This is a genomic window from Burkholderia sp. MS389, from assembly GCF_016899425.1.
GTDB lineage: Bacteria > Pseudomonadota > Gammaproteobacteria > Burkholderiales > Burkholderiaceae > Burkholderia > Burkholderia sola.
The window spans coordinates 1,126,643-1,138,860 of the sequence record NZ_CP045995.1 but is presented as its reverse complement, the minus strand read 5'-3'; the positions used below and the strand labels follow the sequence as shown (position 1 = coordinate 1,138,860).

The following is a 12,218-nucleotide window of genomic DNA, read 5'->3' as shown; positions in this document are numbered from 1 at the left end:
CATCAGATCGCGCCCTGGAACGACAGCACGCGCGTCCTGAACTCTTCCGGCACCGGCACCGTGGTCTTGCTGCCGTAGTCGAACATCACGTGCGTGGACACGGCCCGCGCCACCACCGCCGGATCGTCGGCCGAATCCTCGGTGCCCGCCTGCCCGTCGCGCACCATCAGGTATTCCAGTTCGAAGCTCTTCGAGCCGAAGCGCGTGACGCTGCTGCGGACCGTGATCGTATCGCCGTACTGCGCGGGCTTCAGATATTCGCACGCGGTCTTGACCATGATGTGCGGCAGCTTTTCCGAATACGGCAGCTCGAGCAGGTCGTGCATGTAGGTCAGGTACGCGTGCTGCAGATAGTCGTAATAGACGGGGCTGCTCACATGGCCCATCGCGTCCGTTTCCCGATACTTCACGTCGATTCGGGTTTCAAAATACTTTCTTGTCATTGCGAGGCTCCTTGGCAGAACGGCGGGTGAGAACGTTTTTGGCAGGAGTTAAGTTAGACGTGAACCGCATATCGGAATACTGTCGGAAATCACAGATATTCACTATGTGAAATGCTTCTGAGATAAATGACAGTATCACCGGGGATTTGACCGCGCTCTAATTGCCTCCGTAAATCGGCATCCGATCAGCGAGAGTGGAGCGTTAAATGGAAAAATCCGTTGAGGCAGCGTTGACGCAAGGCGTGGCGGTGATCAGTGCGCAGCGGTTGCGCGCCGAGTTGCCCTGCGATCCCGGCCTGGCACGGTCGATCGGCGATGCGCGGCGCGCATTGGCGCGCATCATCGCGGGCGAGGACGACCGGCTTGCGCTGATCGTCGGCCCGTGCTCGATCCATGATGCGGACGCCGCGCTGGCGTTCGCGCGCCGCCTCGCGCCGCTGCGCGAGCGGTACGCCGATGTGCTCGAGATCGTGATGCGCGTCTATTTCGAAAAGCCGCGCACCACGGTCGGCTGGAAAGGGCTGCTGAACGACCCGTATCTCGACGGCAGTTTCCGGATCGAGGACGGCCTGCGCGTCGCGCGCAAGGTGCTGCTCCGCATCAATGCGCTGGGCTTGCCGGCCGCGACCGAATTTCTCGATCCGATGACCGCGCCGTATCTCGACGATCTCGTGTCGTGGGGCGCGATCGGCGCGCGCACGACCGAATCGCAGATCCATCGCCAGGCCGCGTCGGGGCTCGACCTGCCGGTCGGCTTCAAGAACGGCACCGACGGCAACGTGAAGGTCGCGATCGACGCGATCCGCGCGTCGCGGGCGTCGCATAGCTACCTGAGGTCGTCCGTGTCCGGCGGCGTGGAAATCGCGACCACGCGCGGCAATCCCGACACGCATGTCGTCCTGCGCGGCGGCAAGACCCCGAACTACGACGCCGCCAGCGTCGCGGCCGCCTGCGCCGCGCTGCGCGACGCCCATCTTCCCCCGTATGTCGTGATCGACGCGAGCCATGGCAACAGCGGCAAGCAGACCCGCGCGCAGATCGACGTGTGCGGCAACGTCGCCGCGCAACTGCATCGCGGCGAGCGCGCGATCGTGGGCGTGATGATCGAGTCGTTCCTCGTCGAGGGGCGGCAGGACCTGGTGCCGGGCACGCCGCCGGTATTCGGCCAAAGCATCACCGACGCATGTCTCGGCTGGGATCACACGGCCGAACTCGTCGAGCAGTTGGCTGCCGCGGCGGTTGCGCGGCGGCGTTCGCCAGCCGGCTTCATCGCGCACGGCGCCGCCGTCGCGATGCAGGCCGTTTCTTACTGAATGAAAGGAGCTCTCTTGAACTCACCCATCGACATCGCCCGCGCGCTCGACTGGAAAGGCGACGGCGCCAGCCGCACACCCTACGAGGCGTATACGAGTGAAGCGCTGTACCAGCGGGAACTCGAGCGCCTGTTCTATGCGAATCACTGGTGCTACATCGGCCTCGAAGCCGAAGTGCCGTCTCCCGGCGATTTCCAGCGCACGGAAGTCGGCGAGCGATCCGTCGTGATGACGCGCACGGAGGACGGCGAGATCGTCGTCTTCGAAAACGCGTGCGCGCACCGCGGCATGCAGTTCTGCCGCGAGCGCTCGGGGAAGGCGAAGGATTTCCACTGCCCGTATCACCAGTGGAACTACGACCTGAAGGGCAACCTGATCGGCGTGCCGTTCCGGCGCGGCGTGCGTCAGGGCGGCACGATCAACGGCGGCATGCCGGCGGATTTCGAGCCGGGCAAGCATGCGCTGCGGCGCCTGCGCGTGTCGACGCGCGGCGGCGCCGTGTTCGCGTCGTTCGACGAGAACGTCGAATCGTTCGAGGACTTCCTCGGCCCGCGCATCCTGCCTTACTACGATCGTCTGTTCCACGGCCCGAAGCTGACCGTGCTCGGCTACACGCGGCAGCGCGTGCCGAGCAACTGGAAACTGATGGTCGAGAACATCAAGGATCCGTATCACGCCGGGCTGCTGCATACCTGGTTCGTCAACTTCGGCCTGTGGCGCGCGGACAATCCCGCCCGGCTCGTGACCGATGCGCATCACCGGCATGGCGCGATGGTGTCGATCCGCAGCGGCGGCGGCGGCGGCGAGGTGACCCACAACGTGACGAGCTTCAAGGAGCGCATGACGCTGCACGACGACCGCTTCCTCGACGTCGTGCACGAACCGTGGTGGGGCGATCCGACCGTCGTGATGCTCACGCTGATGCCGAGCGTCATCATCCAGCAGCAGGTCAATGCGTTGTCGACGCGTCGCATCCGGCCGATCGGCCCGGGCGTGTTCGACTACGTGTGGACGCATTTCGGTTTCGAGACCGACACGGAAGAGATGACGCGGCGCCGTCTGCGTCAGGCCAATCTGTTCGGGCCGGCCGGCTTCGTGTCGGCGGACGACGGCGAGGTCATCGAATGCGTGCAGCAGAGCTTCGAGCAGATCCAGCACGGCAACGTCTACAACGAGCTCGGCGGCCGGCAGATCGACGAGCAGACCGAACATATGGTCAGCGAAACGCTGGTGCGCGGCATGTACCAGTACTGGCGCCAAGTGATGGAGGCCTGAATGAGCACGATCACGACACGAACGGACCGACCGTCCGCCGAGCCGCACGCGGGCGGCGCGAATTTCGAGGATTTCTATTCGCTCGTCCAGCTCAATGCGAGATATGCGGCCGTGCTCGACGGCGGCGACTGGGACGCGTGGCCGGAATTCTTCATCGAGCAATGCCGGTACACGGTGGTGCCGCGCGAGAACCACGAGCGCAACCTGCCCCTCGCGGTGATGGACTTCGAGAGCAAGGGCATGCTGAAGGATCGCGTCTACGGGATCAAGGAGACGCTGTTCTTCGATCCGTACTACCAGCGCCACGTGATCGGGCTGCCGTTCATCACGTATCTCGACGACGCGGTGATCGAGGCGGAGACGAACTACGCGGTGCTGCGCACGAAGACCGAGCAGATGAGCGATGTGTACAACACCGGGCGCTACCTGGACCGGATCGTGCGTACGCCGCACGGGCTGCGTTTCGAGTCGCGCATCTGCGTGTACGACAGCGAGATGATTCCGAACTCGCTGATTTACCCGATCTGAACGAGGTGCCGAACGTGACTACGGAATGGATCGATGCAGTCGCGCCGGAAACGGTGCGCGCCGACGGAATACTCGGCGTCTGGGTGGGGGGCCGCGACATCGCGCTGTATGCGGTCGGCGACGAGATCTTCGCGACCGAGAACCAGTGCACGCATGGCGACGCGCGATTGAGCGACGGCTTCCTGCTCGACGACGAGATCGAATGCCCGTTGCATCAGGGGCGCTTCAGCGTGCGGACCGGCATGGCGCTGTGCGCACCGCTGACGACGTGCGTGCACACCTATCCGGTGAAGATCGAGAACGGCCGCGTGTTCGTGCAGCTCGCGCCGGCCGATGCGGCGGCGCCAGCGGAGGCGCGATCATGAGCGCGTACGTGGTGTTCGATATCGATGTGCACGACGTCGACGCTTACCAGGCGTACCGCCGGCTCGGTGCGCCGACGGTGGCGGAGTACGGTGGGCGCTTCCTGGTGCGCGGCGCCGAAGTCGAGACGCTGGAAGGAGACTGGGCGCCGAAGCGCGTCGTCGTGCTCGAATTCGAGTCGGCGGAGCGCGCCCGCGAGTGGTATCGGTCGGAGGGCTATCAGGCGGCCAAGCGCCTGCGCGAGCCGGCCGCGCGGACGATCGGTATCCTTGCCGACGGCTACGTGCCGGCGCCCGGCGATCCGCGTTAAGCGAAGTAGAAGTAGAAGTAGAAGTAGAAGTAGAAGTAGAAGTAGAAGTAGAAGGGGCTCCGCGCCGTGTCGTTCGGCGCGGAGCCCCCTTTTTCATTCGGGGCGCCGCCGAACGCGGCCCTGCGCAGTCGATTCATCGGTGAGGCGGCGATGCGATCCGGCAGAGACTTCCGCCGCCCGCCGCCCGCCGCCCGCCGCCCGCCGCCCGCCGCCCGCCGCCCGCCGCCCGGTTACCCGGTCGATCGCTCCGCCGGCCGACACGGCTTCCGGCGGTTTCCCCTCACGACGTCACGCATGACGATAGCGGATCGACCAGACCGCCAGCAGCGTCGCGCCGAACAGCAGCAGGCAGCCGAACGAGAAATCGTTCAGCGCGAGCATGTGCGCTTCGACGTCGATCGCATGCGAGACCGACGCGAGCGCGCCGGACGGCGACAGCCCCGCGTGATCGAGCCGCGCGAACCAGTCGGCGGACGCGAAATCGTACGGCGTGATGTGGTCGACGAGATAGGTGTTGTGCACGCGGGAACGACGCTCGAAGTAAGTCGGCGCGACCGAGGTCGCGACGCTGGTGCCGATCCGGCGCAGCGCGTTCTGCAGCCCGGATGCCGCGGGCAGCCGCTCGCGGGCCAGCCCGGCGAGCGACAGCGACACGAGCGGCGTGATGAAGAACGCGGTGGCGGCGCCCATCAGCAGCGAATTGGCGGCGATGTCGCCGAGGGTCACGTCGCTGTTGAAATGCATGCGCCAGAACGACGCGGCGCCCCAGCCGACGAGCGCGACGGTCGCGAGCAGGCGCGGGTCGGTGCGGCCCTGGAAGCGGCCGAGCAGCGGCGCGATCACGATCCCCGCGACGCCGAGCGGTGCGGTGGCGATGCCGGCCCAGGTGGCCGTGTAGCCCTGCTGGGTCTGCAGCCACAGCGGCACGAGCACCAGCGCGCCGAAGTAGAGCCCGAAGCCGACCGTGATCGCGAGCGTGCTCGTCGTGAAGTTGCGGTCCGCGAACAGCCGCAGGTCGACGATCGGATGGTCGTCGGTCAATTCCCAGAGGATCAGCGCGACGAACGACACGATGCTCACGACCGCCAGCATGCGAATTTCGTCGGAGGCGAACCAGTCGAGGTTCTGGCCGCGATCGAGCAGCAACTGGAACGAACCGAATGCGGCGGTGAGCAGCAGCAGCCCGACGACGTCGACCGGCAGCCGCCGCGTCGCGTTGTCGCGTCCCTTCAGCAGCCGCGCGAGTACACCCAGCACGAGCAGGCCCGGCGGTACGTTCACGTAGAAGATGTACGGCCAGCTCAGGTTGTCGGTAATCCAGCCGCCGGCGATCGGCCCGAGCACCGGTGCAACGAACGTCGTGGTCTGCCACACGGCCAGCGCGACGTGGCGGCGCGTCGACGGGAACACCGCCATCAGCAGCGCCTGCGACAGCGCGGTGATCGGGCCCGACGCGGCGCCCTGAAGCGCGCGAAACAGCAGCAGCGACTCGAAGTTCGGCGCCATCCCGCACAGGACCGACGTCAGCACGAACAGCAGCACCGACACGCGGAACAGCCGCACCTGGCCGAAGCGCTGCGTGAGCCAGCCGGTGAGCGGCAGCGTGATCGCGAGCGGCGTCGCGAACGAGGTCAGCATCCACGTGCCCATGTCCGGGGCGACGCCGAGATCGCCCGCGATGGTCGGGACGGCGACGTTCGCGATCGTCAGGTCGAGCGTCTGCATGAAATTCGCGACGCTGACCGCGATCGCGACGAGCGCCAGCGGCATGCCGGCGAGCGGCTCCAGCGGCAGTTTCGGCGCCGCGTTCCGGGTGAAGAAGCGCATCGTCAGGCTCCCGGTGCGAGCGGGCGTGCGCCGCTGTTCGCGCGAATCGTCTCGGTGACGAGCGCCTCGCCCGCTTCATCGTCGTCGCGATAGATCGACGTGGCGTCGATCGACCGGCGCGCTTCGGGCGGACGGGCGGGCGGCGACGCCGACGCGGTGCCGGGGCCGTGATCGACCGGTACCGATGCCGTCATCGACAGGCCGATACGCAGCGGGTGCGCGCGCAGCTCGGCGGGATCGAGCGCGATCCGGACCGGCACGCGCTGGACGACCTTGATCCAGTTGCCGGTCGCGTTCTGCGCGGGCACGGCCGCGAACGCGGCGCCGGTGCCGGCTTCGAGCCCGACGACGCGCCCGTGGAACACCACGTCGCTGCCGTACAGGTCCGAGAACAGCTCGACCGGCTGCCCGGCGCGCATGCCGCGCAGTTGCGACTCCTTGAAGTTGGCCTCGACCCACACGTGATCGAGCGGCACGAGCGCCATCGACGGCGTGCCGGGCGACACGTGCTGGCCGACCTGCACGACCCGGCGCGTGACGAGCCCGCCGAGCGGCGCGTGTATTTCGGTGCGGCGCAGCGCGAGCGCCGCGCTGCGGACCCGGGCGGCCGCCGCGCGCACGAGCGGATTCGTGTCGATCGACGTGCCGTCGGTGCGCGCGAGCGTCGCGTCGTAGGCGGCCTGCTGCGCGTTCAGCGCGGCGGCCGCGCCGTCCATCGCATCCCGCGCATGGCGCAGGTCCTCGCGCGACACGCCGCCGTCTTGCGCGAGGCTCAGGCGGCGCTGCAGGTCGTCGTTCGCCTTCGCCCATTCGGTGCGCCGCACCCGGATCTGCGCTTCGTCGCGCACCGCGTCCGCATGCGCGGTGCGGTATTGGCGCACCGCATGCGCGAGTTGCGCGACCGCTTCGTCCAGCGCGAGCCGGGCGTCGGTCTTGTCGACGCTGAACAGCAGGTCGCCGGGACGGACCCAGTCGGCGTTCTGCACGCGCACGGCGTCGACGGTGCCGCCGATCTGAGGCGAGATCTGCACGACGTCGCCGGAGACGTACGCGTCGTCGGTCGTCTCGGTGCCTCGGGTGGTGGCCCACGCGACGGCGGCGAGGCCGGCCGCGCCGGCGAGCGCGATGAAGAACCAGCGGAAGTAGCGCCGGCGCGCGCGTTGCAGCGCGGGCTCGGCGGCGGGGGATTCGGGACGGTTCATTGGGTGACTCCAGTGGAAGTGGCGCCGCCGAGCGCGGCGATCAGGCGGGCATGCTCGATCGCGAATGACGCGTCCGCGCGGGCGACCGATGCGCGGTCGTCGAGCAGCCGGCCTTCGGCGAGCAGGACGTCGAGATAGCCGGAAATGCCTTTCCGGTAGCGCTGCGTTTCGATGGTGTAGGCCTGTTGCGCGCGCGACAGCGCCTCGCGCTGAAGCGCGCGCTGCCGGCCGAGCGTGTCGATCTGGACGAGGGTGTCGCTGACCTGCGCGAGCGCGTTGACGACCGTGTCGTCGTACGTCGCGACGGCCGCGTTGTACGCGGCGGTTTGCGCGCGCAGGCCGGCACGCAGGCGCCCGCCCTCGAAAATCGGCAGCGTGATCGCGGGGCCCGCGCCGAGCGTGCCGCTGTTGCCGTGGAACAGCGCGCGGAAGCCGAAGCTCTGCACGCCGGCGAAGGCCAGCAGGTTGACGTCCGGATAGAACGCGGCGCGCGCCGCGTCGATGTTCGCCGCTTCGGCTTCGACCCGGTAGCGCGCGGCCAGGACGTCGGGCCGGCGGCCGATCAGCGCCGCGGGCAGGACGGCCGGCATCGGCAGCGCCGCGGCCGGCGGCGCGGCGGGCGTCAGCGCATCGGCGTAACCGGGCCCCCGGCCGACGAGCGCGGCGAGCCGGTGGCGCAGCCGGGCCGACGCGGCCGCATGCGTGTCGATGTCGGCCTGCGCGTGCGGAATCGGTTCGCTCGCCCTGAGCACGGCGACCTGCATGTCGAGGCCGGCGTCCGCGCGTTGCGACGTGAGGCGCAGCAGATAGCTGTGCTGCTGCAGCGTATCGCGCGCGATCGCGAGCAGTCGCTGTTCGAGCGCGAGTTGCAGATACGTTTCGACGATCGCCGCCTGCAACGACACGGCGGCCGCGCGTTCGAGCGCGCGCTGCTGGTCCGCGCGCAGTGCGGCGGCGCGCGCCAGCGCGTGCTGCCGGCCGGCGATGTCGAGATCCCACGACGCGCCGAGCAGCGCCTGCGCGTCGACCTGCCAGTGCCCGGCCGCGGGCGGCGGCGTCCGGTAGCTGCCGGGCAGGCGCGTCGGCACCGCGCTCGCCGTCGCGCCGAGCTGCGGCAGCAGCGCGGCATTTTCGACGTCGGCGTCGGCCAGCGCCTGCGCGACCCGTTCGCGCTGCGCCTGCAGCGTCGGTGCGCCGGCCAGCGCATCGTCGACGAGGCGATCCAGCTGCGCATCGCCGAACGCGGTCCACCAGCGTTCGGCGACCGTCGGCGAGCCGGCGCTGGCCGCGCCGATCGCGGCGCCCGCATCGAGCTGCTCGACGGGCGTGATCCGGGCCGCCGGGCGTTGCGGGCCGAACGGCGCGCAGCCGGCGATCGCGAGCGCGGCGAGCGCGGGAACCAGGCGGCGGGCGCCGCGCGCGCGGTCGATGAGGAGGGGCATGGTCGGTTTCCTGTCGCGTGAAGGCAAACGATCTGTATCTAAAAATATATCTTTAGATATTATTTGACGATCGGCAACTGGTAGAAATGGCAGTCGGCCGCACCGGACGGCATCGTCGAAACAGCGGAAGGGGGGCAGACAGGGGCGCGCGGGTTACGCGATGGCGAGTGCGTCGAGCGCTGCCGCGAGCGTTTGTGCGACGGACTGGCCCGAGGTGTCGATGCGGCAGTGCGCGCAGGCGCGGTACAGCGATTCGCGCGCGTCGTGCAGCACGGCGAGCGCCGCGCGCGGGTCGGCGACGTTCAGCAGCGGGCGGGACGCGTCGCCGCGCGTGCGGTGCCACAGGGTGTCGAGATCGGTCGCGAGATGGATCACGAAACAGCGCTGGCCGAGCCGCGCGCGCGTGTCGTCGCGCAGCACGGCGCCGCCGCCGGTCGCGAGCACGAGCGCCGGCCCGCGCGTCAGCGCGTCGATCACGTCGGCTTCGCGTGCGCGGAAGTCGCCCGCATGGAATTGCACGGCGACGGGCGCGCCGAAGCGGCGTTCGAGTTCGCGGTCGGCGTCGACGAACGGCAACGCGAGCGCGCGGGCCAGTGCGCTGCCGATCGTCGTCTTGCCGGCGCCGGGCATGCCGACGAGCGCGATGCGCGTCGGGCCGGCCTGCGGGCGCGGGTTCACAGGCGGCTCCGCAGCGACGGCGCGCGGCGCGTCACGGCGGCGATGCGCTGCATCCGGACGTAGTTCGCGAGCGGGTCCAGCGCATCGGTGATGAAGGTGTGCGGCGCGCCGGCGGCCGTGTCCAGCGCAATGCCGGCGACTACGAGCGTGCCGTCGCACAGTGCGTCGGCGAGCGCGCCGATGCGCGCGCCAAGCGCCGGCGACGCAGCGCCGAGATCCGCAATGACGCGGCGCGAGCGCGGCCAGTCGACCGGCTCGGCCGCGCGTACCGGCCAGCGCGCCAGCAGACCGCCGGGCAGCGGCGTCGCGGCCCGTGCAGCGGACGTTTCGAGCACCCGCCAGGTCAGCGGCGCTGCGGGCAGGCACGCGCGCCAGCGGCCATAGGCGGTCGCCGCGGTGTCGCCGATCGCCACCGCCGGAAGCCGCAGACGCTCGCAGCGCCGCAGCAGGCACGCGATGCCGGCGGCGTCGGGCGTGCCGCGCACGAACGGCAGCAGCTCCAGTTCGTCGTCGTATTCGGCGCGCAGCGCGCGCAGCCATCGTCCGGCGGCAAGCGGCAGGCAGTCCGCCGCGGCGATGCCGCACAGCACGAGCAGGCGATCGTCGCGACCGTCGCGAATCGCGAGCAGCCGGGCCGCGACGCGGGACGAAGCGGGCGCCGTCGTCATGATGCGGCGGGGCCGTCGGCGTGCCGGTCGGTACCGCCCGCGGCACGCGGATAGGCGCCGAGCACGCGCAGCTCGGAAGCGGCGAACGCAATCTCGTCGAGCGCCGCGCGCACGTTCGGATCGAGCGGATGCCCGCCGAAGTCGATGCAGTACCGATATGCATGGCCCGCGTCCCGTGCCGGGCGCACGCCGACCCAGAGCAGCGGCGCGCGGTGGTGGGCGAGCGCGTCGAACACGCGCGCCAGCGCGTCGGGCGCATCGGTCGGCCGCAGCACGATGCTCGTGCGGTCGTAGCCGGTCGGCGCCGGCGTCTGGCCGCCGACGATCACGAAGCGCGTGCGGTTGTCCGGGTGATCCTGGATCGCGCTGGCGACGATTCGCAGTCCGTAAAGCGCGGCCGCGGGTTCGCCGGCGATCGCCGCGCAGTCATACAGGTGCGCGGCCTCGCGCGCGGCCACCGCGTTGCTGGACACCGGGATGCGGCGCAGGCCGGGCGCATGCGCGTCGAGCCACGCGCGGCATTGCGCGAGCGCCTGCGGATGGCCGACCACGCTGTCGACGCCGGTGAGCGAGCCGCTGGCGCTCAGCAGGCAGTGCGCGACCGGCAGTTCGATCTCGCCGGTGACGGGCGCCGCTTGCGCGATCAGCAGGTCGAGCGTGCGGGTCACGGTGCCTTCGGACGAATTCTCGACCGGCACGACCGCGCATTCCGCGTCGCCGCGCGCAAGCGCGTCGAATACGGCGTCGATCGTCTCGTGCGCCTGCCCGCGGGCGAATTCGCCGAAGTGACGCAGCATCGCGGTTTCGGTGTAGGTGCCCGACGGGCCGAGGAACGCGACGGACGGCAGCGATTGCGCGTCACGGCTCGCGCTGAACAGCGTCTGCCAGATGGCGCGCAGGTCGCGGTCGCGTAGCCCCCACGGCGCGCGCGTGCACAGCTCGGCGACGATCGACGCTTCGCGGGCGGGCTGCCGCACCGCGAGCCCCGCATTTCGCTTGAGATGACCGATCTCGGTTGCGTGAGCGATGCGCTGGCCGATCAGCTCGAGAAGCTGGTCGTCGATCACGTCGATCTGCGCGCGGCGGCGTGCGATCGCATCGTCGACGGACGACGGGGCGGCAAGTTCGGTCGGCGTCATCGCGTATCGGTCCGTGAAGTCGCGGAAACGGCCGGCCGGTGCGGGGCGACGTGCGTCGCCGCGCCCGGCTGCATGCGGGCGACGGCGCGCGCGTATTCGGCCGCGAGCCGTTCGACGATTTCGGCGACGCTGAGCACCGCGTCCATCGCGCCGACGCCCTGGCCGGCCCCCCAGATGTCGCGCCACTGCTTCGCGCCGCCGTCCGGCGAGAAATCGAGCTGCGCGCCGTCGACCCGGGCGAGTCGCCGCGCGTCGAGCCCGGCCGCCTCGATGCTCTGGCGCAGGTAGTTGCCGTGGACGCCGGTGAATGCGTCGGTGTAGATGATGTCGGCCGCGCTGGCTTCGACGATCGTGTCCTTGTAGCGCTGCACCACGTTGGCTTCGTGCGACGCCAGGAAGCGCGTTCCGATGTACGCGAAATCGGCGCCGAGCGCGCGCGCGGCGGCGATCGCGTCGCCCGTCGCGATCGCACCGGACAGCGCGATGAAGCCGTCGTAGAAGCGCCGCACTTCGGTGACCAGCGCGAACGGCGACAGCGTGCCGGCGTGGCCGCCCGCCCCCGCCGCGACGAGGACGAGGCCGTCGACGCCGGCTTCCAGCGCCTTCTGCGCATGTCGCACCGTCGTGACGTCGTGCAGCACGATCCCGCCGTACGCATGGATCGCATCGACGACGTCGCGCGACGGTGCGCGCAGGCTCGTGATCATCAGCGGCACGCGTCGGTCGATGCAGATGCGCAGGTCCTGTTCGACGCGCGGATTCGACGGATGGCAGATATGGTTGACCGCGTACGGGCCGACCGGCGCATCGGGATGGGCGTCCCGGTACGCGCGCAGCGTGCCGTCGATCGTGTCGATCCAGTCGCCGAGCTGCGCGCTGAGCCGCGCGTTGAGCGCCGGAAATGCGCCGACGATCCCGCTCCTGCACTGGGCGAGCACCATCTCGGGATAGCTCGCGATCAGCATCGGAGACGCAATCACCGGCAGCCGGAGACCCTGCAGCGGAAGCGGAATCATGGTCGGGCTCCGGC

At 69.8% G+C, this 12,218-nt stretch carries 14 protein-coding genes; 5 read left to right on the top strand and 9 right to left on the bottom strand.

All coding sequences use genetic code 11. The features are described from left to right. Positions 1–2: 2 nt before the first annotated feature. Entirely contained in the window at positions 3–443 is a 441-nt protein-coding gene (locus tag GJG85_RS21515; RefSeq protein ID WP_050018148.1) for a thioesterase family protein, read from the bottom strand. 206 nt (positions 444–649) lie between these two features. Between GJG85_RS21515 and GJG85_RS21510 the strand changes: the two genes are divergently transcribed. The 5 genes from GJG85_RS21510 to GJG85_RS21490 are packed head-to-tail and all read left to right on the top strand — an operon-like array spanning position 650 to position 4,232. Continuing rightward, positions 650–1,756, top strand: a complete 1,107-nt coding sequence (locus GJG85_RS21510) for a 3-deoxy-7-phosphoheptulonate synthase (RefSeq protein WP_204384396.1) — start codon at positions 650–652, stop codon at positions 1,754–1,756. 15 nt (positions 1,757–1,771) lie between these two features. Continuing rightward, positions 1,772–3,031, top strand: a complete 1,260-nt coding sequence (locus GJG85_RS21505; RefSeq protein WP_050018149.1) for a Rieske 2Fe-2S domain-containing protein — start codon at positions 1,772–1,774, stop codon at positions 3,029–3,031. Further along, entirely contained in the window at positions 3,032–3,559 is a 528-nt protein-coding gene (locus GJG85_RS21500; RefSeq protein ID WP_050018150.1) for an aromatic-ring-hydroxylating dioxygenase subunit beta, read from the top strand. It begins immediately after the preceding gene. 14 nt (positions 3,560–3,573) lie between these two features. Next, positions 3,574–3,924: a non-heme iron oxygenase ferredoxin subunit gene (locus GJG85_RS21495; protein ID WP_089489772.1), complete on the top strand. Its 351-nt coding sequence runs from the start codon at positions 3,574–3,576 to the stop codon at positions 3,922–3,924. Continuing rightward, a complete protein-coding gene (locus GJG85_RS21490) occupies positions 3,921–4,232 on the top strand; it encodes a DUF1330 domain-containing protein (RefSeq protein ID WP_060011815.1) in 312 nt (103 codons plus the stop codon). Before GJG85_RS21495 ends, GJG85_RS21490 begins: the two co-directional genes overlap by 4 nt. On the opposite strand, the gene GJG85_RS21485 is transcribed toward GJG85_RS21490, so the two are convergent. The 8 genes from GJG85_RS21485 to GJG85_RS21450 all read right to left on the bottom strand — a co-directional run bounded on the left by GJG85_RS21485 (position 4,229) and on the right by GJG85_RS21450 (position 12,204). Beyond that, positions 4,229–4,369, bottom strand: a complete 141-nt coding sequence (locus tag GJG85_RS21485) for a hypothetical protein (protein WP_204384394.1) — start codon at positions 4,367–4,369, stop codon at positions 4,229–4,231. The two genes, GJG85_RS21490 and GJG85_RS21485, sit on opposite strands and share 4 nt — an antisense overlap. 151 nt (positions 4,370–4,520) lie before the next feature. Beyond that, positions 4,521–6,059, bottom strand: coding sequence for a DHA2 family efflux MFS transporter permease subunit (locus GJG85_RS21480; protein WP_050014929.1), 1,539 nt, complete (start codon positions 6,057–6,059; stop codon positions 4,521–4,523). 2 nt (positions 6,060–6,061) lie between these two features. Next, complete coding sequence (locus tag GJG85_RS21475) at positions 6,062–7,261, bottom strand: efflux RND transporter periplasmic adaptor subunit (RefSeq protein ID WP_050014931.1); 1,200 nt, start codon at positions 7,259–7,261, stop codon at positions 6,062–6,064. Further along, on the bottom strand, positions 7,258–8,703 hold the full coding sequence (locus tag GJG85_RS21470; RefSeq protein WP_050014933.1) for an efflux transporter outer membrane subunit: 1,446 nt from the start codon (positions 8,701–8,703) through the stop codon (positions 7,258–7,260). Before GJG85_RS21470 ends, GJG85_RS21475 begins: the two co-directional genes overlap by 4 nt. Before the next feature lie 153 nt (positions 8,704–8,856). Next, complete coding sequence (locus GJG85_RS21465) at positions 8,857–9,381, bottom strand: shikimate kinase (protein ID WP_235356243.1); 525 nt, start codon at positions 9,379–9,381, stop codon at positions 8,857–8,859. Further along, on the bottom strand, positions 9,378–10,049 hold the full coding sequence (locus GJG85_RS21460; RefSeq protein ID WP_050014935.1) for a hypothetical protein: 672 nt from the start codon (positions 10,047–10,049) through the stop codon (positions 9,378–9,380). Before GJG85_RS21460 ends, GJG85_RS21465 begins: the two co-directional genes overlap by 4 nt. Further along, positions 10,046–11,188 carry a prephenate dehydratase gene (gene pheA, locus GJG85_RS21455; protein WP_050014937.1) on the bottom strand — a complete coding sequence of 381 codons (1,143 nt, stop codon included), beginning with the start codon at positions 11,186–11,188 and terminating at the stop codon, positions 10,046–10,048. Before pheA ends, GJG85_RS21460 begins: the two co-directional genes overlap by 4 nt. Beyond that, positions 11,185–12,204, bottom strand: coding sequence for a nitronate monooxygenase family protein (locus GJG85_RS21450; protein ID WP_050014939.1), 1,020 nt, complete (start codon positions 12,202–12,204; stop codon positions 11,185–11,187). The genes pheA and GJG85_RS21450 overlap by 4 nt, the downstream gene beginning before the upstream one ends. Positions 12,205–12,218 lie beyond the last annotated feature (14 nt).

Excerpts from the sequence above, each read along its gene's own strand:
- GJG85_RS21510 (WP_204384396.1), top strand. The coding sequence starts at position 650 with ATGGAAAAATCCGTTGAGGCAGCGTTGACGCAAGGCGTGGCGGTGATC.
- GJG85_RS21500 (WP_050018150.1), top strand. The coding sequence starts at position 3,032 with ATGAGCACGATCACGACACGAACGGACCGACCGTCCGCCGAGCCGCAC.
- GJG85_RS21490 (WP_060011815.1), top strand. The coding sequence starts at position 3,921 with ATGAGCGCGTACGTGGTGTTCGATATCGATGTGCACGACGTCGACGCT.
- GJG85_RS21470 (WP_050014933.1), bottom strand. The coding sequence starts at position 8,703 with ATGCCCCTCCTCATCGACCGCGCGCGCGGCGCCCGCCGCCTGGTTCCC.
- GJG85_RS21450 (WP_050014939.1), bottom strand. The coding sequence starts at position 12,204 with ATGATTCCGCTTCCGCTGCAGGGTCTCCGGCTGCCGGTGATTGCGTCT.
- GJG85_RS21460 (WP_050014935.1), bottom strand. The coding sequence starts at position 10,049 with ATGACGACGGCGCCCGCTTCGTCCCGCGTCGCGGCCCGGCTGCTCGCG.
- GJG85_RS21480 (WP_050014929.1), bottom strand. The coding sequence starts at position 6,059 with ATGCGCTTCTTCACCCGGAACGCGGCGCCGAAACTGCCGCTGGAGCCG.
- GJG85_RS21485 (WP_204384394.1), bottom strand. The coding sequence starts at position 4,369 with ATGAATCGACTGCGCAGGGCCGCGTTCGGCGGCGCCCCGAATGAAAAA.
- GJG85_RS21475 (WP_050014931.1), bottom strand. The coding sequence starts at position 7,261 with ATGAACCGTCCCGAATCCCCCGCCGCCGAGCCCGCGCTGCAACGCGCG.
- pheA (WP_050014937.1), bottom strand. The coding sequence starts at position 11,188 with ATGACGCCGACCGAACTTGCCGCCCCGTCGTCCGTCGACGATGCGATC.
- GJG85_RS21515 (WP_050018148.1), bottom strand. The coding sequence starts at position 443 with ATGACAAGAAAGTATTTTGAAACCCGAATCGACGTGAAGTATCGGGAA.